Source organism: Rhizobium sp. Root708 (assembly GCF_001429725.1).
Taxonomy (GTDB): Bacteria; Pseudomonadota; Alphaproteobacteria; order Rhizobiales; family Rhizobiaceae; genus Rhizobium.
In genome coordinates this window covers 120,538-142,324 of record NZ_LMHV01000044.1, presented here as the reverse complement: position 1 = coordinate 142,324, position 21,787 = coordinate 120,538, and the positions used below count along the sequence as shown (strand labels likewise).

19 protein-coding genes and 2 pseudogenes are annotated in these 21,787 nt (G+C 57.4%); 17 read left to right on the top strand and 4 right to left on the bottom strand.

Annotated features, from left to right (window positions below; genetic code table 11):
- Window positions 1-56 precede the first annotated feature (56 nt).
- Complete coding sequence (locus ASE04_RS30895; protein ID WP_156408913.1) at window positions 57-827, bottom strand: hypothetical protein; 771 nt, start codon at window positions 825-827, stop codon at window positions 57-59.
- 252 nt (window positions 828-1,079) lie between these two features.
- Here ASE04_RS30895 and ASE04_RS28845 point away from each other — a divergent pair, with 252 nt between their 5' ends.
- From ASE04_RS28845 to ASE04_RS28835, 3 genes are all read left to right on the top strand, one after another.
- The gene (locus ASE04_RS28845) at window positions 1,080-1,694 is read left to right on the top strand and encodes a DedA family protein (protein WP_056826112.1); all 615 of its coding nucleotides are present in this window, start codon (window positions 1,080-1,082) and stop codon (window positions 1,692-1,694) included.
- Between the two features lie 117 nt (window positions 1,695-1,811).
- Entirely contained in the window at window positions 1,812-2,642 is an 831-nt protein-coding gene (locus ASE04_RS28840) for an oxidoreductase (protein ID WP_056826110.1), read from the top strand.
- A gap of 68 nt (window positions 2,643-2,710) precedes the next feature.
- Window positions 2,711-3,745, top strand: coding sequence for an AraC family transcriptional regulator (locus ASE04_RS28835; RefSeq protein ID WP_056826108.1), 1,035 nt, complete (start codon window positions 2,711-2,713; stop codon window positions 3,743-3,745).
- Window positions 3,746-4,267: 522 nt separating this feature from the next.
- On the opposite strand, the gene ASE04_RS28830 is transcribed toward ASE04_RS28835, so the two are convergent.
- Both ASE04_RS28830 and ASE04_RS31835 read right to left on the bottom strand, forming a co-directional pair.
- Window positions 4,268-5,464, bottom strand: a complete 1,197-nt coding sequence (locus tag ASE04_RS28830) for an MFS transporter (protein WP_056826106.1) — start codon at window positions 5,462-5,464, stop codon at window positions 4,268-4,270.
- Between the two features lie 712 nt (window positions 5,465-6,176).
- Window positions 6,177-6,320, bottom strand: a pseudogene (locus tag ASE04_RS31835) (IS3 family transposase); the annotation flags it as partial.
- Between the two features lie 234 nt (window positions 6,321-6,554).
- Between ASE04_RS31835 and ASE04_RS32000 the strand changes: the two are divergent.
- The 4 genes from ASE04_RS32000 to ASE04_RS28810 all read left to right on the top strand — a co-directional run bounded on the left by ASE04_RS32000 (window position 6,555) and on the right by ASE04_RS28810 (window position 10,388).
- On the top strand, window positions 6,555-6,677 hold the full coding sequence (locus ASE04_RS32000) for a hypothetical protein (RefSeq protein ID WP_274533916.1): 123 nt from the start codon (window positions 6,555-6,557) through the stop codon (window positions 6,675-6,677).
- 439 nt (window positions 6,678-7,116) lie between these two features.
- The gene (locus ASE04_RS28820; protein WP_162260551.1) at window positions 7,117-7,935 is read left to right on the top strand and encodes an IS110 family transposase; all 819 of its coding nucleotides are present in this window, start codon (window positions 7,117-7,119) and stop codon (window positions 7,933-7,935) included.
- An 89-nt stretch (window positions 7,936-8,024) separates the two neighbouring features.
- On the top strand, window positions 8,025-8,480 hold the full coding sequence (locus ASE04_RS28815) for a YciI family protein (RefSeq protein ID WP_056826100.1): 456 nt from the start codon (window positions 8,025-8,027) through the stop codon (window positions 8,478-8,480).
- Window positions 8,481-9,065: 585 nt separating this feature from the next.
- On the top strand, window positions 9,066-10,388 hold the full coding sequence (locus tag ASE04_RS28810) for an alkyl/aryl-sulfatase (RefSeq protein WP_244490511.1): 1,323 nt from the start codon (window positions 9,066-9,068) through the stop codon (window positions 10,386-10,388).
- A gap of 141 nt (window positions 10,389-10,529) precedes the next feature.
- On the opposite strand, the pseudogene ASE04_RS28805 reads toward ASE04_RS28810, so the two are convergent.
- Window positions 10,530-11,184 (bottom strand): annotated as a pseudogene (locus tag ASE04_RS28805) (IS66 family transposase zinc-finger binding domain-containing protein); the annotation flags it as partial.
- Window positions 11,185-11,255: 71 nt separating this feature from the next.
- On the opposite strand from ASE04_RS28805, the gene ASE04_RS28800 reads away from it, so the two are divergent.
- The 10 genes from ASE04_RS28800 to ASE04_RS28750 all read left to right on the top strand — a co-directional run bounded on the left by ASE04_RS28800 (window position 11,256) and on the right by ASE04_RS28750 (window position 21,605).
- Window positions 11,256-11,498: a hypothetical protein gene (locus ASE04_RS28800; RefSeq protein WP_056826097.1), complete on the top strand. Its 243-nt coding sequence runs from the start codon at window positions 11,256-11,258 to the stop codon at window positions 11,496-11,498.
- A gap of 264 nt (window positions 11,499-11,762) precedes the next feature.
- Window positions 11,763-12,395, top strand: a complete 633-nt coding sequence (gene paoA / locus ASE04_RS28795) for an aldehyde dehydrogenase iron-sulfur subunit PaoA (RefSeq protein WP_056826095.1) — start codon at window positions 11,763-11,765, stop codon at window positions 12,393-12,395.
- Window positions 12,392-13,342, top strand: coding sequence for an FAD binding domain-containing protein (locus ASE04_RS28790; RefSeq protein WP_056826093.1), 951 nt, complete (start codon window positions 12,392-12,394; stop codon window positions 13,340-13,342). The genes paoA and ASE04_RS28790 overlap by 4 nt, the downstream gene beginning before the upstream one ends.
- Before the next feature lie 6 nt (window positions 13,343-13,348).
- A complete protein-coding gene (paoC, locus tag ASE04_RS28785) occupies window positions 13,349-15,547 on the top strand; it encodes an aldehyde oxidoreductase molybdenum-binding subunit PaoC (RefSeq protein WP_056826091.1) in 2,199 nt (732 codons plus the stop codon).
- Window positions 15,548-15,601: 54 nt separating this feature from the next.
- Entirely contained in the window at window positions 15,602-16,534 is a 933-nt protein-coding gene (locus tag ASE04_RS28780; protein WP_056826089.1) for an XdhC family protein, read from the top strand.
- Between the two features lie 234 nt (window positions 16,535-16,768).
- On the top strand, window positions 16,769-18,103 hold the full coding sequence (locus ASE04_RS28775) for an adenylate/guanylate cyclase domain-containing protein (RefSeq protein WP_056826087.1): 1,335 nt from the start codon (window positions 16,769-16,771) through the stop codon (window positions 18,101-18,103).
- A gap of 855 nt (window positions 18,104-18,958) precedes the next feature.
- On the top strand, window positions 18,959-19,387 hold the full coding sequence (locus ASE04_RS28765; RefSeq protein ID WP_244490510.1) for a cytochrome P460 family protein: 429 nt from the start codon (window positions 18,959-18,961) through the stop codon (window positions 19,385-19,387).
- Between the two features lie 33 nt (window positions 19,388-19,420).
- On the top strand, window positions 19,421-20,155 hold the full coding sequence (locus ASE04_RS28760; RefSeq protein WP_244490509.1) for a DUF4405 domain-containing protein: 735 nt from the start codon (window positions 19,421-19,423) through the stop codon (window positions 20,153-20,155).
- Between the two features lie 208 nt (window positions 20,156-20,363).
- Window positions 20,364-20,819 carry a YciI family protein gene (locus tag ASE04_RS28755; protein ID WP_056826080.1) on the top strand — a complete coding sequence of 152 codons (456 nt, stop codon included), beginning with the start codon at window positions 20,364-20,366 and terminating at the stop codon, window positions 20,817-20,819.
- Window positions 20,820-20,858: 39 nt separating this feature from the next.
- Window positions 20,859-21,605, top strand: coding sequence for an SDR family oxidoreductase (locus ASE04_RS28750; RefSeq protein ID WP_056826079.1), 747 nt, complete (start codon window positions 20,859-20,861; stop codon window positions 21,603-21,605).
- The last annotated feature ends 182 nt before the right edge of the window (window positions 21,606-21,787 follow it).

Here is a 21,787-nt window from a genome sequence, read left to right as displayed (position 1 = left end):
GCACTGTTGGCAGCCTGTCAGAAACGAGACCCACAACCAGACGAGCCATCGCGGTTTCAGTCATGGAAGTGCACAAGCCAGCTGCCATACGGGAACTCACGGCGGCGGGCGACATAGCGGCTCGCACACAAAGCGACCTTTCCTTCAGGCTGCGCGGCCGCTTGAGCGAGCGGTTCATCGATGTTGGCAGCCATGTGGTCAAAGGGGAGCTGATCGCGGGGCTCGAGCCCGGTGAGTTGCACGCTGCCGTGACATCCGCCGAAGCTGGCGTCGTTTCTGCCGAAAGCCATCTGCGGCAGGCGGCATCGACGCTCAAACCTGAAAAGGTGCTTTTGCTCAAAAAATACGCCTCGTAGTGTCCTTGACCAGGCCAAAACGGGTTTCGCATGGCGCAGAGCGGGCTCGAACGTGCCCTGACGGCGCTTGAGACGAGCCAGCAGCAATTGGCGCAGACGGAACTCCATGCCAGTGCTGATAGAATGATCATCGGTGTCTCGGTTGAATCGGCGAGGTCGCACAGCCGGCGCAATTGGCCTGCACGCCGGCGGAGGACGACCGACGAGATGCTCGATGCCGACCATTCGGCAACTTAACACCGATGAAGTCGCGACCGCGGGCGGTCTCAAGAGTAACCAGCTCGAGACGTTGCCCGAAAAGGCCAGAGCATTCAATGAATCGATGGCGTCGAAAGTCAAAACCCGCTCAACGCAGCGTTTTGCCAAAATATTACGTCTCTCGCGAGTAGTTAAAAGCCTGTCGCCGCCATTGGCTCGAATTCTCGTGGCTCCACGATTGCGAAGACGGTTTGACGGATTGCGCCACTCCATTGACGCTTTCCGCCACTGCCCGACCGACTGCGAGCGACTAGATTGAGCGGGCCTTGGCATTCGCCCACATAAGGACGGTTCATCGGGTCGCTGCCTGGGTCCGCAATCGTCGATTACATGCACAAACCACCGTTTTCGCCAACCGAGACGCCCCAAGTCGGTCGCGGCCCGGTGGTTTGGCGTCGGGCGGGTCCGGTATGAGGCCGTACTCGCCCGATTTTCCCTTTGCAGCGACCACGGAGACCGCCAGCCATGAACAGCCTACCCTTGAACTGGTTGCTCGAACTCGGTTTGATCGGCATCGCGGTAGTCGGCCTACTTGAGAAATTTCTACCGATCTTGCCTTCCTACGTATTGTTTGTGTTCATCGGCCTGGCGACGGTCGAGGACACGCTGGATCTGATTCAAACCGTGCTCACGGCGAGCTTAGGCTCTGTCTTGGGTGCGCTCGCTTGGTATTCCATCGGCCATGCGCTTGGGGCCTCACGCTGTGAACGGATTGTCGAACGTTACGGCAAGTTTGTCTTTCTAAAGCCGGAACTTTATCGGCGGCTGGCCGCTGCTTACGGGCGGAACCACTTTCTGGTGACAGTCGTTGGCCAGACCATTCCGACCGCGCGAATATACCTTGCCTTGCCAGCGGGCATTCTGGGAGTACCGCTTGGGCCATTCCTGGCGGCTACAATGATCGGAACACTAGCATGGAATACACCACTCATTGCGATTGGTTATTTGCTGCGCGGCACCGGTTGGGACCCGGCCTCCGCCGGCATGACGATTGGACTGTCCTTGATAGGCCTAGAGGTCCTGGTGATCTTTATCGTCTCTCATGCACGCCGACGCCACCTGCGACAGCAGGTCTTTTAGCGCCAAGAAAGTGACGATTCGAACGTTTGGCGCAAAGTGCAATAGTGCTGGCGCCTTCCGTCGATGCGCCGGAGATCGAGAGGCTCTATTTGTAGACCCGCAAACAAAGAGGCTAAAATGATCGACAATCGCAAGAAAACAGCACTCGTCACCGGCGCATCGTCCGGCATGGGCAAGGAAATAGCAAAGCGTCTCATCAGCGACGGATTCAAGGTCTACGTGGCCGCCCGCAGCGTCGACAAGATGCGGGATCTGGAGAAACTTGGCGCGAGGGCCTTGCATATGGATCTTTCCGATGACGAAGCCATCAAGGCGGCTGTCGAGACAATTCTCGCTGAGAGCGGCGGTGTCGATGTCCTAGTGAACAATGCCGGTTTTGGCCTTTATGGACCGGTCGAGGAAATCTCTACCGACGAGGCCAGATATCAGTTCGAAGTCAACGTATTCGGCCCCGCTCGCCTGACACAGCTTCTGCTGCCTGCGATGCGCCAGAAGGGCTCAGGCACCATTGTCAATATCACCTCGATGGGCGGCAAGATATATACGCTGCTGGGGGCTTGGTACCACGCCACCAAGCATGCGCTCGAAGGATGGTCCGACAGCCTGCGATTGGAACTCGCACCCTTCGGCATCAAGGTCGTGATTGTTGAGCCGGGCCTGATCGAGACTGGTTTCGGGGATGTCGTCGCCGATGGCCTCATCAAGCGATCTGGAGCGGGCGCCTACGCAAAGGTAACACAAATGGTCGCCAAGGCCACGAGAGCTGCCTATGGTCATGGACGTGGCTCCGATCCGAAGGTGATCGCCGATGTCGTGTCGATGGCTGTGAACGCAAAAAGGCCGCGCACGCGCTATGCCGTTGGCAAATACGCCAAGCCGATGATCGCGATCCGAAAATGGTTTGGCGACCGGATGTTCGATCGTATCATCGTGAGCCAGATGAAATAATATGATGGTGGCAATTCTATTCAGCCAGTTATATCGGTTGAGCTCGCAGCCTTTGGAGACCGTCAGCGATGAGTGCAGCGCCCGCAGACAGATGTAAGATTCCGCAGGCTTTTTGGCGCTTGATCGAGCGGATTGGTCTGCCACCGGCTGCGGTGTTGCGCCAGGCGCGTCTGCCGGGAACGCTTCATCTCGGCGAGCAGGGACTGGTGACGACAGCACAGTATTTCGCGATCTTCAAGGCGCTTGAAGAACTGATGCCGGAGCCGGCTCTTGGCATCAGGCTCGTGCAGGAGGCCGATACCACGGCTCATCCACCCTCGATCCTGGTCGCGTTTCTTGCGAGAGACTATCGCGACGCTTTATCCCGCGTTGCGCGCTTCAAGCGTCTCTGCACCCCGGAACAGTTGAACTTTAGCGAAGACAAGGGCGAGTTTTTTATCACGAGCGAATGGCTTCATGCGACGGAGCCAGAGCCCGCAATCGCGACCGACCTTACTTTTGCCTTCCTCGTCGAGCTCGGCCGAAGGGCCACAGGTCAGCATTTGACGCCGCACCGCGTCGAGTTGATGCGTTCCGGCCCCAGATGCGATACCTATCGATCCTTTTTCGGTTGTCCGATCCGTTACGGGGCGTCGCGCAACGTTCTCATCCTGAAATCTTCCGATCTCGGACGTCCCTTTCCTGGCCATAATCCCGAGCTCCTGGAAATCCTTACGCCCGCACTTTCATCCGCGCTTGAAGAGCTGCAGGCACGGAGCTCGATCGGCGACCAGGTGAAAATTTTCCTGAAGAGAGGCCTAGCGAGCGGCAGGCCGGAATTGTCGCAGGTGGCCCAGGATCTTGGTATGAGCGAGCGCACGCTACAGCGCCGCATCACGGAGGAAGGCAAGACATTCCGCGAGCTTCTGGCTGAAGCGCGTCAGGAACGCGGGCGACAGCTCCTGTCGAATCCGTCAACTGACATTGACGAGGTTGCCTTTCTTCTAGGCTATCAGGACAGAAGTTCGTTCTATCGCGCTTTCAGGGACCGGGAAGGTTTGACGCCGTCGCAGTGGCGCGAACTGAATGGCCGCGAAACTCCGCACGGGCATTTGGTGCACTGAAATGTGTAGGTGTTAGCCGGACAGTCATGCCACCTCCTGATCCTGGCATTTAAGCCGAAGTCAGGCAGAAACCCCACTTATTCTGGCTGTTCGAATTTCCCAAACCAGCTGTAGCTGCTATTCATTAATCCAATTCTCCTTGAGGGTATTGCTTGGCTGCGCTGCGCTATGGCGTCAGGCTCTGCCACTTCCAAGGGATAGACGTCGTGAAATCTCTTTACGTTTGATGCAGAATTTTTAACTTGTCGTGCGGACCGCGCCTGCACTGCGCAGCAGCTTAATCATAGCCGCCGGTCGGGCGCGCCGTTCTCCACGTCTCTCGAATCCCTCCGCATTCACCTGTCAAGCCATCAAAGTGTGAAAGGTGATGGTCACGGATCGGCAACAGCTGAGAGAACAAGATTTGGGAGGGCGACTTTGGTGCGGAGGGCTTGAATGCATGGACCGCTCCGCGCTACTGGGGCTGCGACAAGGGTAGCGTCATTCTCGTGGCCGGCCCGTGACACTATCGGCCCGCATTCATCATGGCTGGCGGGCTTTCCAAGACGTCAGGAAGGCCAGGATGGCGGCACCGACGAGCAGAATGGCAGCTACTGAGAAGGTCAGCTGATAGCCGCTCGCGTCGAATAGGATGCCGCCAACGACCGCGCCGAGCGTGATCGCCAGTTGAACGACTGCAACCATGAGGCCGCCGCCGGCCTCGGCGTTGTTTGGGAGCGTTCGCGACAGCCATGTCCACCAGCCCACCGGCGCCGATGTGGCGAATAGACCCCACAGCGCCAACAGCAGAGCCGCCGCGGCACCCCAGCCACCAAAGATCAACAGCACAACAGCGATAGCCGCCATCAACACCGGAATGACGATGAGCGTTCGGTAGATGCTGTCGTCCTTGAGGAAAGAGCCGATCAGCAACGTGCCTACGAAGCCCGATACACCCATCAGCAGAAGAAGCAGCGACAGGGTTGATACCTCGACATGCGCCACCGTTTCCAGGAATGGACGCAGATAAGTGAACAAGGTGAACTGTCCCATGAAGAACAGACCAACGCCCGCCATGCCGAGAGCAACAACAGGTCGCTTCAGCAATGTGAAGACATTGCCCGATGCCTTCTGCCCTTTGATATTCATGGACGGAAGGCTGAGCCACTGCCAGACGAAAACGATTAGGGCGACCGGCACCACGCCGAAGAACGCTCCGCGCCAACCGATGAGACCGCCAAGGAAGCTGCCCATCGGCGCAGCAATGACCGTCGCGAGCGCATTGCCGCCATTGAAGATTGCCAGTGCGCGTGGAACCTTGTCTTGCGGTACGAGCCGCATCGCGGTGGCCACTGACATCGACCAGAAGCCTCCGATCACAACACCGATGACGGCGCGTCCGACCATGAAAATCTCGTAGTTCGGCGCGATGGCGACCACTGTGCCGGAGACGATCAGCAGACCCGTCAGGGCGAGCAGTAAGACCTTGCGGTCGAGCCGCCCCACTATGGAAGCAATGCAAAGGCTGGTGACGACCGCGAATGCGCCCGAGACGGAAATCGCCTGGCCGGCCTGGCCCTCGGTGATCTGCAGATCCAACGCGATCGGCGTCAGCAGGCTGACGGGCATGAACTCGGACGATACTAGCGCGAACGCGCCCAATGACAGGGCAAGGACGGCGCCCCAGTTTGCTTCTCCGACCTCGATATCGGGCCTGATTGTAGAGGCTTGCATCGCCATTGTGAATTACCTCGATCTGTTCTTTGCCGGTCAAACGAATGCTGCGCCCAACGACCTGTCGCTGACGGTCCAATTGGATTGTTGAGGATGGCTCCAGCTCGCAATCGAAGACGCAGCAGCTTTGCCTGGGCACTGTCTGTGAAGGAATGTTGGATTGTGATCCTTTGGCGAAAACGTAGTAGCGGCGACGGCTTGCGACAACCCGCATAGAAACGCATGCGGTTATGAGCGAGCCTCATCAATGACGTCCAACTGATCCCGGGTAGGTTAGGGTGCCAACTGATTGACCTCAATCCATGAGCGATCCTCCTAGCAACAAGCAGATGAAGGAAATCATCGCGACCGAAGAAGCTTGGGTTGATGGCTTTGTTTCTTCGAGCAAATGGACGCATGCCATTCCGGCACAAGATTTTTTCGCCACCCTATAACGCTGTTGCAGAAATGATCACAATCGAGGCAACCACGATGTCTACCGGACTCCTGCAAAGTTCGGCGAATTCTTCGGCGGCCGCAGAACACTCCGGCGTCATGACATGTTACCGCCAGCGAAACAGCATCAGCTCGTCTCCCCGGGGCCACCGCCACCAAGTGCCATGCCGTCGAAAGCGTCTCACCATAGCGGTCGCACGCCATAAAGCCCGCCCGACTGGGCACGATCGATCATGTCTGTTGCTTTGTTGTAGCGGCACCGCCAACCGTCGATGACGATCTACGCTTCCTTGAGCGTATAGAAGATTTCTCCGTTGAGAAGGTCATCCATGAGCCTGGAGTTAGAGCTTTTGCGGTAACAGTTCTCCCGGCCTGCCTTGGCGCCGAACATGGCAATCCATTCCCTTAACGCCTTGGCGATAAATTCCGTGTCGTAGCACCAGCGGAAGAATTGGCGGCATGCGCCGAGACAGCGGTGCGCAGCTCTTGGCTGCAGGCGCGCTCCGTGTCCGTATCGAGTTAGTTGGGTTGCGCTCATCCGGCTATGGTTGGAGCGGCTGCGTGAAACTCAAGACGGCCGCATCGTTAACGTATCCAGCGAGAAGGTTCGAGGGCAAAGATAGCCGCCGGAGTATCCGCTTACAGCACGTAGAAGGCCTCCTTGAACGCCCTGAGCCGCAACCTTGCCGCAGAACTGGCCGAAGAAGGCATCACCGTCCACTCCGCCTGTCCAGGATGGACCGCGACCGATCTCGGCGGTGAAGGCGGACAGGCCCGTAGCTGAGGGTGCAGCAAGCATCCGCTACGTCGTCGATCTGCCCGCCAGCGGCGGCACGAGCGGCTTCTATCAGGATGGGAAGTTCCTGCCTTGGTAACCATGGGCCTAGCATTGGTCAAGTAGCGATGCCGTCTGACCAGCAAAGTGCCACGTGACCTGTCTATTAGGAAGGACAGGACTGCGCAGACCGCCTTCGCAGTCCTATCCAAGCAACCCTTGTAATAGGCATCTGTCCTTGTAATAGGCATCTGTGTTTTAGTGGTGCATCCTTAGGAATGCCGGGATCTGGATGACGGTCCAGATCCAGGCGACGGGGATGGATCGTTCAGCCCTTAGCCTTGGCGAAGCCTTTGGCTGTCCATGAGCAAGATCGTCTCCGTTTCTTCATCGGGCCCGGATGGTTGTAGGAACCATGGGTTCGCATAGCAAGGATGGGTCGACGAAGATGAAGCAGCTTATCACGACAGTTGCCGGGATCGATACCGGCAAGGCATTTCTCGACGTGGCGATCCTCGACGCGGCGACAGGGATGGAACAGGCGTCCTTCCGGGCGCTCAATACGGCGGCCGGCTTCACCGAGGTCGTCGAGCGGCTTTCGACGGCGGGTGTCGAACGGGTCGGCATCGAGGCGACGGGTGGCTACGAGCGCGAGGCGGTCGCGGCATTGGGCCGGGCCGGGTTGCAAGTTCTCGTGCATCAACCGCTTCAGGTGCGCCTATACGCGCGCCTGAAGCTGCGCCGGGCCAAGAACGACCGGCTCGATGCCTCGATCATCGCTGCCTTCACGGCGATCACCGAGCCGCGGCCCAAGATCGCCGACGTCACGCAAGACGCCGTCCTGCAGGCCTTGCACGACCATCTCGTCCACATCGACGACATGGTCGAAGACGTCGCCCGCCTGAAGACGCGCCTCGAGCATCGCCGCGATCCGCGCCTGATTACGGAAATCAAAGACGACATCGCTGCCTTGAACAGACGGATCGCCAGCGAGCGCCGCCAGCTCGAAAAAGAAGTCCGTGTCCATCCCTTTCTCGCTCGACGCCTCGATCTGGCAAACTCCGTTCCCGGCATCGGCAAGCCCACTGCGGTGTCGATGGTCATCGACATGCCGGAACTGGGCCATGTGTCGCGCGAACAAGCCGCCGCCCTCATCGGCCTTGCACCTTTCGATCACGACAGCGGTAATCAGCGCGGCCAGCGCCATATCGCCGGCGGACGCGCCAGGCCCCGCAGCGTAGTCAGTCGACGCAAATTTGTGAGCTGAAATCATAGCCCTTAGAGATTTTCCACCGCTAATCAATGAATAATTTCTCTTGTATGGTCCGTTATACCCCAGCTTTGATGGAGATAGGTATGATCCTCCGATTCGCCAATCACCCCACCGCACGCAACATAAACAGTGAGCGCTCAATTCTAACTCTGGCTACAGCTGCGGTCGCTGTTTTAGGCGCTGTTGCCAAGCTCGCGCCGAGCGCGGCTGCGCAGGAAACGGCTGACCCGATGCGTGGCGTTTTCGCCGTGATCTACGAGCGCGGCCCTGCCTATGACGACAGTAAAGACATTACAGAGCAGGTATCCATCGAGGATCACATAGCCTATGGCCAGACTATCAAAGATAAATTCCTGGCTGGCGGACTGCTCGGCACGCTTACCGACGACAACGTGCTCGGTATGGTGGTGTTCGAGGCTGAGAATATCGAAGCGGCTGAACAATGGGTCAGTCACGATCCAGGGGTGGAGAATGGTGTGCTAACTGCAAAGGTGCGGCAATGGCAGGTTAGCAGCATCAGAGCCTATCAGGGCAAATAGCTGGGAGCTCCTGTGGAAGCATGGTCCGGTAGGGGACAAAATATCACCCTGCGCGCTTTTGTAAGAAAGTTTGTCGTTGAGCTGAGTTCCAGCGGCGGGGGGTTCCTTATTAGATCGAGCAAGCACGCTCGCCGCAAGGAGTTGGAGGCTGAAGAGGTTTCGGTTTCGAAATACCTTCGGCTTCCAGGTTTGATACGATGTTACAGAGATACAGGCTCTGCCGTCGAAACCACATGCATTTTGCACGATCGATGCTGGTCCGAAAATGGCAAATGATTGGAGAGTTCGGCGCGTGCGTACTCGAACAAAGGCTAGTGCCTTTCGCACCCGCTAAACTCTATCGACGACTTCGGCCCATTCCCGTCGCAGTAGAAAAACTACCCGTCCGGGCGACCGCAATAGACACACTGACAGGATCCCAAGCCAACGGATGCGTGTCGCTGATAAGAGGCAGATCATCAAATCATTAGCTAGTCTTCTGTGGATGAGAGCCATACTTCTGGTCAGGTAGAGCCAGGATGTTCGCGGCTGCTCAAATTTGGATATAAAATGGCAATGTCATTGAAACGCAGGGCAGGAGTCGTCGTGGCTATCGCATCAACTCTCGGCATGACGGATCCGGCTTCCCCTGCCAACGATTTTTCGGGGCGAGACAAGCTGAAGGCGCACTCTGTGGAGTTCCGCAAACGTGTCGAAAAAATAACCGATGGCGTCTATACTGCGGTCGGGTATTCCGCCAGCAACGTCACCTTGATTCAGGCCCAGGGCGGCTCGATTATTGTCGACACCTCGGCCAACCCGGTCGATGCCATGGCGATCATGGGAGCCTTCGGCGATCTGATGATCCACCCTGTTCGTGCAATCATCTACACTCACAACCACCCCGATCACACCGGCGGTGCAACGGTATTCGCAGGCGATGACAAGCCGGAAATCTACAGCCATGACCTTTTGGTCAGGATCAAGCCGGTCACAGGTCGTGGACGACGTGACGATGGAGATGCGTTCGGAACCGCTTTGTCCGACGATCAATTCATCAACGCCGGAACCCAGTTGGAATATGGCAGGGTCACGCCGCATACCCGTGAGGGATTCTTGCCGCCCACGCAAACTTTCGACGGAGAAGAAGACAGCTTGGCGATCGCTGGCGTGCAGATCAAACTGATCCACACTCCTGGTGAAGCCGATGAGAACATCTCGGTCTGGCTTCCGGACCGCAATGTGTTGATCGCCGGCGACGTCCTCCTCAAGACCTTCCCCAATATAGCGCCGCTAAGAGGTCTTCCGACGCGTCCGGTGGAGGAATGGATTGCAAGTCTGGACAAACTGATTGCTCTCAATGCAAGGTTTGTCATTCCTGGCCATATGGGCACGATTACTGGCGCATCCGAAGGGAAAGACGCCCTTACTGCCTACCGGGACGGAATTAAGTTCGTCTACGAAAAGACCATGGAAGGGGTCGCCAGGGGCAAAACTCCCGACGAGTTGGTTCAGGAGATAAAGCTGCCCGCAGAACTGGCGCGCCATCCATACCTGCAGGAATATTACGGCACTGTTGCGTGGGCGGTGCGTGGAATCTACCAGCAGAATGCAGGCTGGTTTGATGGCAACCCTACGCATATCTTCCCGCTGACTGAAAAAGAGCGGGCAGCGAAGCTTGTCGCAATGATCGGAGGCACGGCGAAGATGCTGGGGAGTGCCGAGGCATCGCTTTCGGCCGGGGAATTCCAGTGGGCTGCTGAACAGGCCGACTACGTTCTTGCTCTTGAACCACAGAACCGCGAGGCAAGAACCGTCAAGATCCACGCACTCCGGGGATTAGGTGAACGTCAGATGAACGCCACCGCCCGAAATTATTATCTGACGGTGGCTCAGAGCCTAGACAAACCTGAGCCCCTATCAAAGTAGCTATTGTTAGATTCTCTGTTCGTCCGCCCCGAATTGTAAGTCTTCTACCTGGTCGCTGAGCACGCCCAACTGTTCCCTCAAGGAGGTCGGTCGGTTGCCGGCGCATGGTTGATTATCGGCCCGGAGTTGTTGCTCTAGCCCCACCCGCCGGTTCAGCGGGATGTGTTGGCCGAACTTGTCGCACAGGATCACCGCCAGAAGGCTCGGACCTTCCCAGCCCCTGGGGATGACATGGAAAGGTGCCGGCGCCTGGCTGATCTTCTCACAGTCGCGGCAGCTGAACTTTTCGCGCACCGTCTGAATGACTTTCCAGGAGCGCGGGATGCTCTCCATCGTCTCGGTGATGTCTTCGCCCAGTTTGCGCAGCCGGTCACTGCCGCAGCAGGTACAGGCAATCGCACCAGGCACAACGACACGCTCGCGCGGCAGGTGATCGGGGAAGGGCCTTTTGACCGGCCGCTTTCGTACAAAGCCGGCGACGGTCACAGAGGCGGCCGCAGCAACGGGCATTTCGGCGGCAAGTTCATCCTCGGTGGCTGCCGCCTCGGCATCCTCAAGCATCAACTCCATTTGAGCGATCAGTCGGGCAGTCCCGTTACGACTTCTGACCACGCAACTGCCTTTCGAGCTTTTCGATATGGACCTTCTTGCCAAGAATGACGGCCCGATCGTCCGCTTCCTTGGCTTTGGCAACGGCAAGCTCGGCTAAGGCAACGGCTCGCTCCGCACGCGCAACGACCAACTCTGCCTCAAGCGCAGCAGCATAATCTGGGCGGTTTTCCGAGCCGATTTCCATGTGTCAATGCCGGGTGAAATTTCCCCCGAAGGGAGGTGCGGACGAAAACTTGGACTAACAGGAGATAGTTCATGTATTCGTACGAAGACCGCATGAGGGCTGTGCAGCTCTATATCAAGCTCGGCAAACGGGCGAATGCCGCCATCCGTCAGTTGGGTTATCCGACGAAGAATGCTCTGAAGCATTGGCATCGCGAACTCGCACGTGGCAACGACTTGTCGGCAGGCTACGTGCGCACCAAACATCGGTATTCGGATGAGCAAAAGAGGACTGCTGTTGAGTACTATCTGGACCACGGCCGCCGCCTGGCCTGATTTTACTCCGGCGTTGACACTCGCATCTTCGCTGGTCGGCACAGGAATTGGGCCTGGCAGCAATCGCGGCAGTCGCGACGCCGCTACAAGAGTTAAGACCGTCTCCGTTACAGTTCATGTGGCGTTTCTAATTAATGAGCTGTTTCGATAACCTTATGCAACAATCCTCACCTAATCTTTCCTAGGCTGACCTATATTATAGAATAAGCATGGGTCTGCACACGCGCCTGGAAAGGGCGCTTCTCAAGGCGAAGTGGAACTGAGATGCATAGCGATCAATTCGAAATCTCCCGTCGAGACTTACTTGTTTCCTCAGCTGCGGCGATTGCGGTCGCCGGAGCCGCAACCACTGCGGCAGCTCAACCCGGTGGGAACGAAATGTCTCTCACCTCGAAGCTGTCGTTCAACGTCAACGGCAAAAGCCACGATATTGAACTCGACAATCGTACCACGCTGCTCGATGCCTTGCGGGAGCATCTTCACCTGACTGGGACGAAGAAAGGATGCGACCACGGCCAGTGCGGCGCCTGCACGGTCATTGTCGAGGGTCGGAGGATCAATTCCTGCCTGACGCTGGCCCTCATGCACGACGGCGATAAGGTGACGACCATCGAAGGGCTGGGTCAACCGGGCAACCTCCATCCGATGCAGGCAGCCTTCGTCAAACATGACGGTTTCCAGTGTGGCTACTGTACCCCGGGACAAATCTGTTCGGGGGTCACTGTGCTTGAAGAAATCAAGGCGAATATTCCAAGCCATGCCACGTCTGATCTTACGGACACAATACAGGCCACGCCCGCCGAAATCCGCGAGCGGATGAGCGGCAACATCTGTCGGTGTGGCGCTTATTCCAACATTCTTGACGCCATCACCGAAGTCGCGGGGACAAGAGTATGAAAGCCTTCACCTACGAACGGGCATCGTCGATCAAGGCCGCTGTCGAGGCGGCTGCCGACAATGCTGACGCAAAATTCATTGCCGGCGGCACCAATCTTCTTGATCTCATGAAGCTGGAGATTGAAACACCCACCCATCTGATCGATGTTAACGGCCTCGGTCTCGACAAAATCGAAGTAACACCGGAAGGCGGATTGCGGGTCGGGGCACTCGTCCGCAACACGGACCTTGCTGCAAACGAAACGGTGCGAAAAGATTATGGGCTTCTGTCGCGAGCACTGGTGGCGGGCGCGTCTGGCCAGTTGCGCAACAAAGCTACGACAGCTGGCAATCTCTTGCAGCGAACACGCTGCCCGTACTTTTACGACACCCACCAGCCGTGCAACAAGCGGCAGCCGGGCAGCGGTTGCTCTGCAATTGGCGGCTTTAGTCGGCAGCACGCCATTATCGGAATGAGCGATGCTTGCATTGCCACCCATCCGAGCGACATGGCCATTGCAATGCGGGCTCTCGACGCTGAGGTGGAAACGGTGAAAGCCGATGGAAACAGCCGGTCGATCCCGATTGCGGACTTCCATCAACTACCCAAGGAAACGCCACATATTGAAACGATTCTTGAACGCGGCGAATTCATCACGGCGGTTGTGTTACCGCCACCAATTGGCGGCAAGCATATCTACCGCAAGGTTCGCGATCGTGCCTCTTACGCGTTTGCACTCGTGTCTGTCGCTGCCGTTGTCCGGCCCGACGGAACGGGGCGTTTTGCCGTCGGCGGGATCGCCCACAAGCCGTGGCGTCTGAAAGCTGCAGATGAACAGCTTCCAAATGGTGCACGCACAGCAAGCATGGCGCTTCTCGCACAGGCCCAACCGACAGAGCAGAACAAATTCAAGGTTGACCTCGTCGCGCGCACGCTCGGCGCGGTGATCGCTGAAGCCAAGGGGTGAGATGTCATGAAGTTCGATAACCCAGCCACCGAAAATCCCATTGATCAACTGAAAGTTGTTGGTAAACCGATCCCCCGGATTGACGGCCAACTTAAGACAACCGGTAAGGCGATGTACGCCTACGAATGGCACGATCCAAACGTGTCCTATGCGTACGGCTATCCTGTGGGCTCCGCCATCGCCAAAGGACGAATCAAGTCAATCGATACGTCCATCGCAAGGAAAGCGCCGGGCGTGTTGGCGGTCGTAACCGCACCAGAAGTCGGTGAGCGAAAGCGCGGGCCTTACAACACGGCGGGCCTGTTTGGCGGCGACAAGGTCCAGCATTATCACCAGGCTGTGGCTGTTGTCGTAGCCGAAACGTTTGAACAGGCGCGGACTGCCGCCATGTTGGTCAGGGTGGACTACGCTGTCGAGGATGGCGCCTTCGACCTCAAGGAAGCAATGAAGACCGCGGTCAAGCCTGACGAATCGCAGCAACCGGACTCTGCCGCTGGCGATTTCGAAGGAGCCTTCAAAGAGGCGGCGGTCACCCTGGACGAACATTACACCACGCCGGACCAGTCGCATGCTATGATGGAGCCCCACGCATCGATAGCAGCGTGGAATGGAGATGAACTGACCGTATGGACTTCGAGCCAGATGATCGACTGGTGGCGCACCAATTTGGCGATCACGCTCGATATTGACAAGGAAAAAGTTCATCTTATGTCACCCTTCATTGGCGGAGGCTTCGGTAGCAAGCTCTTCCTGAGGGCCGACGCTGTGCTTGCAGCTTTCGCCGCGAAAGCTGCCAAGCGTCCCGTCAAGGTCGCTCTGCCTCGGCCGTTCTTGATGAACAACACTACTCATCGCCCGGCAACCATCCAGAGGATCCGCATTGGAGCCACACACGATGGCAAGATCACCGCCATCGCTCATGAGAGCTGGTCGGGAGATCTGCCCGGTGGTGGGCTTGAGACAGCCGTCAACCAAACCCGCCTCCTATACGCTGGCGCAAATCGCATGACCGCCATGCGCCTCGCGACGCTAGATCTGCCAGAGGGCAACGCGATGCGCGCACCCGGCGAAGCGCCTGGGCTAATGGCCTTGGAAATCGCTATGGATGAGATGGCCGAGAAATTGCAAATCGACCCAGTCCAATTCCGCATCACCAACGATACGCAGGTCGACCCCGAGAACCCGCAGCGCCCGTTTTCCCACCGCGATCTCGTCGGTTGTTTGCAAACAGGCGCAGAGCGGTTCGGTTGGAACAAACGAGGTAAACCCAGTTCGCGGCGCGAGGGCAATTGGCTCATCGGCATGGGTGTCGCTGCCGCGTTCCGCAACAACCTCCTTCTTCCTTCCGCAGCGCGAGTACGTCTCGGCGGCGATGGTGTAGTGACAGTCGAGACGGACATGACGGATATCGGTACCGGCAGCTATACCATCATTGCACAGACAGCTGCTGAGATGATGGGTGTTGGAATCGACAAGGTCGCCGTTCACCTCGGCGACTCGCGCTTTCCCGTTTCATCTGGATCGGGTGGTCAGTTTGGTGCAAACTGCTCAACGGCTGGCGTCTATGCTGCCTGCGTCAAGTTGCGAGAAGCCGTGATTCTGAAACTTGGTTTCAATTCTGCCGACGTCGTATTCGAGAACGGCACGGTTCGCTCTGGCAACCGTTCGGTACCGCTCGCCGAAGCGGCAGACGCCAGTGGCCTGTCCGGAGAGGATACGATCGAATGGGGCAACCTTGGCAGTACTCATCAACAATCAACCTTCGGCGCGCATTTTGTTGAGGTTGCTGTAGATGTCGCAACCGGCGAGAGCCGGATACGCAGAATGCTTGCGGTCTGCGCCGCTGGCCGCATTCTTAATCCGATTACTGCGCGTAGTCAGGTTATCGGCGCCATGACTATGGGGGTAGGAGGCGCACTTTCGGAGGAGCTTGCTGTCGACACGCGCCGTGGCTTCTTCGTCAACCATGATCTGGCGGGGTACGAGGTGCCGGTGCATGCTGATATTCCGCATCAAGAGGTCGTTTTTATCGACGAGACCGACCCGTTCTCATCGCCCATGAAAGCGAAGGGCGTTGGAGAACTTGGTCTATGTGGCGTGGCTGCTGCTGTTGCCAACGCGATTTATAACGCGACTGGGATCAGAGTGCGGCACTACCCGATCACGCTCGACAAGCTGATCGGTGGTCTGCCTGATGTGGCATAGCGCTTCGGTAGGTGGCCTCGACCGTCGACCTGCGGGCGGCGATGAGGGGAATCGATGATCGACATTTCAGAACGGATTTCCGGGCCGGCGCCCGTCAAGGCACTGTCTACCGACGATCCCGCCGAGATCCTAGGCTTTGCCCTGAGCAGTCTGAAAGAGGGCAGTGACGTCGCACTTGCTACTCTGGTCGAGATCCGAGGAGGGGCAGCACGCGCGCTGGGATCGCATATGGCGGTGGCGGCAGACGGTCGTTACTGTGGATATGTCTCCGGTGGCTGCGTCGAGGCGGCGGTCGCCTCGGAAGCACTTCTTGCCCTGTCGGAGGGCCGTGACAGGACGGTGATGTTCGGTGACGGCTCTCCGTTCTTCGATATTGTCCTGCCTTGCGGCGGAGGTATTAGCATCATTCTTCATTTGCTGCGGGAAGCCGGCGCGATCGAACAGGTTCTCGATCGCCTTGAAAGACGCCAGCCGGCGGGACTTCGCTATTGCCCAAAGCAACAATCGCTTCAGCCCGCCGAGCCGCCGGAGCGCGCTTATTGGCAGGCCGAGGATTTTCTGACGATCTACCGCCCGCGCACCCGCGTCGTCATCTCCGGACAACCCCTTGAGGCAAGCGCGGTCGTTCGCCTAGGCGCGGCTTCGGAATTCGAGGTTCTCGTTTGCGAGGCGGGCGAGGCCGGGCGAACCATCATCCGGGAGATCGATGCCTATACCGCAATCCTCTTCCTACATCACGATCTCGATCGGGAGGTGCCGGCCCTTGAAGCGGCTCTCGGCTCGCCGGCATTCTATGTAGGAGCCCTCGGGAGCACGCGAACGCATCGAAGGCGCGTCGAACGTCTGACAGCGCTCGGATACCGCAATGAGGATCTCGATCGCATTAAGGCGCCGATCGGGATGTTTGGACCGACACGGGATTCGACGTCGCTTGCGCTGTCGATCCTGGCCGATGTCGCTGCCTGCCGGTTGGCAACTTATGGATGAATCCCGGTACGAGCAGCGACGCAAAATGCCGCGACGACGAGATCAACTGATTTCCGTCGCCGTCGTCCTGTTCGCGGCCGGGCGATCAAGCCGGATAGGCACGAGCGGCGTCCAAGAGCTCCTTGCCGAATTTCAGGGCGCGCCAGTCGTCCGCCGGTGGCGAGTAATTGTGAGACCCATTCACCAATCGGAGGCCGCGCCCCCAAGCCTGAAACCATTGTTAGGAACGGAGCTATGTCTTTCAGGAAACGGCTGACTTCGCTAAGCTTTCTTTCCGGCAGTCAAACATTGGAAATCGCCCAGCGCACTGGTTTTATATTGGCGGTACTCGGCCGCACCGTCGCGGTAACCTTGCTCGCCTTAGCGTTCCTATGGGGCTATCATTATCCGGTCAACTTGGTAATTTTTACGTCGACACTGTTGCTGGCCCTTCTCGGGCTCGCGGCGTTGTTGCCGGCGAAAAGCCGGTTTGAAATCTATGCGCGCTATGCATTTTTTACGATCGATGCAGCGTTGGTCTCGGTCATCTTGACCTTTGCACCCCTCAGCAGTGGAGATGCAATCCCGCAAAATCTTGTGTTCCTTACGAGCCGCATGCAATATTTCTACGTCGTCATCGCGGCGTCGATCCTGACCTTATCACCTTGGCTGGTAATCTGGACTGGCAGTTGGTGTGCTATTGGCCTTGGCGTATCCACTGCATGGATCGTGCGTGGCATGCCCAATGTGCTGACCTTCTCGGATCTCCCGCCCGCGCCCTCGCGGCAGGTTTTCTATGATGTAGTTCTCAATCCGAACTTCATTGGAATCGCATCACGGGTCGAAGAAACCTTGATCATGGTTGCTTTCACGGGAATTGCCGCTGTTTCAGTTCATCGGGCACGCTCGGTCGCCAGAGCCAAGCTCGACGAGGAGGAGAGGCGGCGTCAAATTCAGCGTTTGTTCGGCAAGTATGTTCCAACCTCAGTGATCACAGAGCTTGCAAGCGACGGCCAGCTTGCGCCGCAAATGCGGAATGCATCACTGCTGTTTGCAGATGTGGAAGGTTTTACGGGAATATCCGAAAGTCTCACACCTGCTGAGGTGATCAGTTTGTTGAACGGCTTGTTTTCGTCCGTAGCTGCGGTCGTGGGCAGTCAGGGTGGATTGGTCGTTAATTATTTCGGGGACGCAATCATCGCTGCCTTCAATCTGCCCTTGGCTTGCGGAAACCACGAACTGCATGCCGTTACCGCCGCAAGAGAGATCCTGCAGATGCTTGCCGAGAGAAAGTTCGATGGACATCGAATTAAGCTAAGAATCGGAATTGCATCAGGTCTGGTAGCGGCCGGTACAGTGGGAAGCGATGACCGATTGTCCTTTACCTTGTATGGCGACACGGTAAACCTCTCACAACGTCTGGAGGCACTCAACAAAGAACATGGCACAAGCTGTTTGATCTCTGGCAAAACCTTCGAGGGTCTGGCTGGCCGGGTTGTCGGTTTGCGTTGCCTTGGCGAGTTGGTCGTGCGCAACCGTGATAGACCGGTCACGGTTTATTCACTGAATGAGCCGTTGTCGGAAGAATAGCTCTGAGGTCTGTCGAAGCCGGCGACACAGCGCTGCGCTTGATTTCAAGTGATCGACGTTGGGTAACGAAGACCAAAGCTTGCAAAGCGCCCGATCCAGACTGCCATGGTTGCCTGTTGTGGATAACCTGCGACACGAACTTTTCGAGACGGCGTTGTTCATCCTGCTGGGATGGGACATCGCGGTCAATCATTTCTAGTTCAAACATCAAAACCATACAGTGCGCGACCGCTCACTGTCCTCAGCACACATATCGTGTTGGCAAGCAATATGCTGGTACTCGTGATAACGAGCCTGGTGATTTCCAAATCGGTGCTTGCTTTCCTTCCACTACCCGATGTCATCTACCATGCGACTCCATTGGTTTTCGGTAGGCGCGATTTTCAGTGCACGTGTCTTTTTTGTCTTTGCCCGCCCCTTGCGGCCTCTTGTTCGTCGTAGATGATCCCATATTGCTGTAAGTAGAACTCACCAAAGAGAGGCCCAAGAAACGCTATGCTCACAAAGGTCTCCCCACGGGATTGATGAATCTGCCTCACAACTACAATCAGCTTAGCACTACTAATTCCGCCCCACAGTATTTGGTAGTTGTTACGCAAGAATGATATCCGGCGAGGCCGTCTAGAAGCAGAGAGCTGAGCTGACGTCGTTCAAGCGTTTGATCGGGCTAGCGCAGCCGATCGAATTGTCGGGTCCGCAGATCATTACTGCCGCAGCGGTCCGTCTGATGCCGGAAATCTGAAAATAACCGCACCGGGGGCACCTCGATGCGCCGATCTCTTGTACGCGACAGGGCATTTTGCGCCAATGAGCATAAAGACTAGATCCTCTGGGTTGGCATTACTGAGTGGAGCATTGGTCCTTGCCAGCGGCTATCTAATGCTGCCGGAAGGCTCGGGAGGGACACCGGCTCACGCCGAAACAGGTGCGGTGACCTTCCCGGAGCTCGATAGGCTCGTGCACTATACGACCGTGCGCCGCGGCGTAACGCGCGAGCACATGCTTACCAATCAGAGCGCACTCGAGGCCATTCAGGCCGGAAAACCGGTGCCGACGGGAACGCATGTCGTTCTCGTTGATCACCAGAGCGACGTTCTAGCCCGCTATCTCGTCGCTGAGAAAACAGGAGGCGGTCCGGACGACTGGACCTATCAAGCGTTCAATCCGGACCGATCGATCAAGACTGACGATGAAAATCCTGAGCGCTGCCATTCCTGTCATCAGTCCCGCCAGGACCGCCAGTATATGTTCACCTTCAACGATGCGCGCAGTTTCAAGAACTAGCTCCTTAGCATCTATTCCAAGGAGTGCGTTATCGTGAAATCGACCCCTCTTATCGATCGTCTCCTGCTGCCCGGCGCGATGGCGATCTTCCTTCTGCTCTCACTGGCCTATTGGTGGCTAGAGAACGTCCCCCACGAGATCTTCGGCACCGCCATGTTCGCATTGCTCGCCTGCCATATCGTGGTGAACCGGTTCTGGTTCAAAAATCTCTTCAAGGGTCGTTATGACGCACGCCGCGTCCTTATCGTCGCGCTTCACCTACTTCTGATCGTCAACATGATCATCCTGTTGCTCACCAGCATCGCGATCTCGAAATCTCTGTTCAGCGCACTTTCGATCCCCGACAGCATCTACATGCGGGAGATCCACTGGTTCTCAGCCTATTGGGTGATGGTCATCGTCGGCATCCATCTCGGCCTGCACTGGGTGCGCGTAATGGCGTTAAGCCGCTCGATCTTGAGGCTGTCGTCGGCTAACGCAGCCAGGACGTGGCTGCTGCGTGTCTCCGCAGCTCTTCTGGCTGGTGTCGGCGTCTGGAGTTTTTCAGTTCTTGGTGTCTGGAATCACCTGACCTTCACCTACAGCCTCAATGTCTGGAACTTCAAAACCTCGGTGACGCCGTTCTTCGGGCATTGGGCGGCAGTGGTGGCGCTTCCGGCCATCGCCACGCATTATGTGATGGTGGGACGGAGAAACCGACAGCGCACAAAGCCCGCAACCGGCACGGTAGGGAAGCCGCAAGGCGGGAAAGTCGCGCAAAGGCGTTGAGACATCGGGGTTTCCTGGAGAAGCGAGCAGACGACGACGATCTCGCCCGACAATCTTACGCTCTCTACATCCTTATGATTGAGCATTTGATGGCCAACTGCATTGATGAATCATTACCATAAGTCCTATCGATTTATGCCCGCTAATCAACGAGGTCGATCTTTTGTATGGTCATACTTTCTTCAGCTCGGTCGACAGAGATAACGCCATGAACGTGCACATCGTCAAATCGCTTCACAGGGGCAGCTTGGCTGCCCAACGCGCAATTCTGATGCTGGCTGTTGCGGGGATTGCAGCTTTCGGCACGGTTGCCGTTTTTGCGCCCGTCGCCATTGCGCAGGACGGAACTGCCGCAAAGGCCGGCGTTTACGCGGTCATTTACGAACGCGGGTCCGCCTATGAAAATAGCAAGAACATCACTGAGCAGACCAACATCAAGGACCATATCGCCTACGGCCAAACGCTCGGGGGCAAGTTCATTGCCGGAGGACTGCTCGGTACGCTCACCGACGACAAAGTACTTGGCATGGTGCTATTCGAAGCTGAGAATATCGACGCGGCGAAAGAATGGGTGAGCCAGGATCCGGGCGTCAAAAGTAACGTCCTAAGCGCGAACGTGCGCCACTGGCAGGTCACCAATATCAAAGCCTATCAGAGCAAATAGCTGCGTCGACGTGAAGGGCCACAATCAACTGGGATATACATGTCTGATAATATTGCCGACAAGGTGATAGTGATCACCGGCGCGAGCAGCGGCCTGGGCGAAGCTACCGCACGACACCTGGCCGAGTGCGGGGCGACCGTCGTGATCGGCGCGCGCCGCGCCGACCGCATCGAGGCGCTGGCGCAAGAACTGAATGCAGCCGGCTACAGGGCTTTGGCCGTCGCGACAGACGTCACTGTAGCTCACCAGGTCAAGAGTCTTGTCGATACAGCCGTGCGCGCGTTCGGTCGGGTGGACGTCATGCTGAACAACGCCGGCCTCATGCCGCTCGCTCCATTGGAACGCCTCCGCGTCGATGAGTGGGACCGCATGATTGATGTGAACATCAAAGGCGTGCTCGATGGCATTGCAGCAGCGCTGCCGCATATGAAAGCAAAGAAGTCGGGCCATATCATCAACGTCTCGTCCGTCTACGGCCACGTCGTGGATCCGGGCGCGGCCGTCTACTGTGCCACCAAATTCGCGGTGCGGGCGCTGTCGGAGGGTCTGCGCAAAGAGGTGAAGCCTTACAACATCCGGACGACCATCATTTCGCCTGGCGTGGTCAAGACTGAGCTTCACGACCATATCGGCGAGCAGGATATCCAGGATCAGACCAAAGCCTTCGTCGCGGAAGTCGGCGTACCTGCAGCCACATTCGCAAGAACGGTCGCTTTTGCAGTCAATGAGCCAGACGACGTGGATATCAACGAAATTCTGTTCCGGCCCACGGCGCAGTCAGTCTGAATGAAAAACGCGATGAAGGGCGCGGACATGTCTTGGCCTGCACTGGGGCGCGCGCAAAAGCGTTGAGCCGCTCGATCTTGGACTGTCGTCGATCAACTCAGCGAGGACACAGCTGCTGCGTCTCGCCATCTTCCCTCTGGCGGGTGTCGGCATATGGAGCACTTCCCTTCCTGGCGACTGGG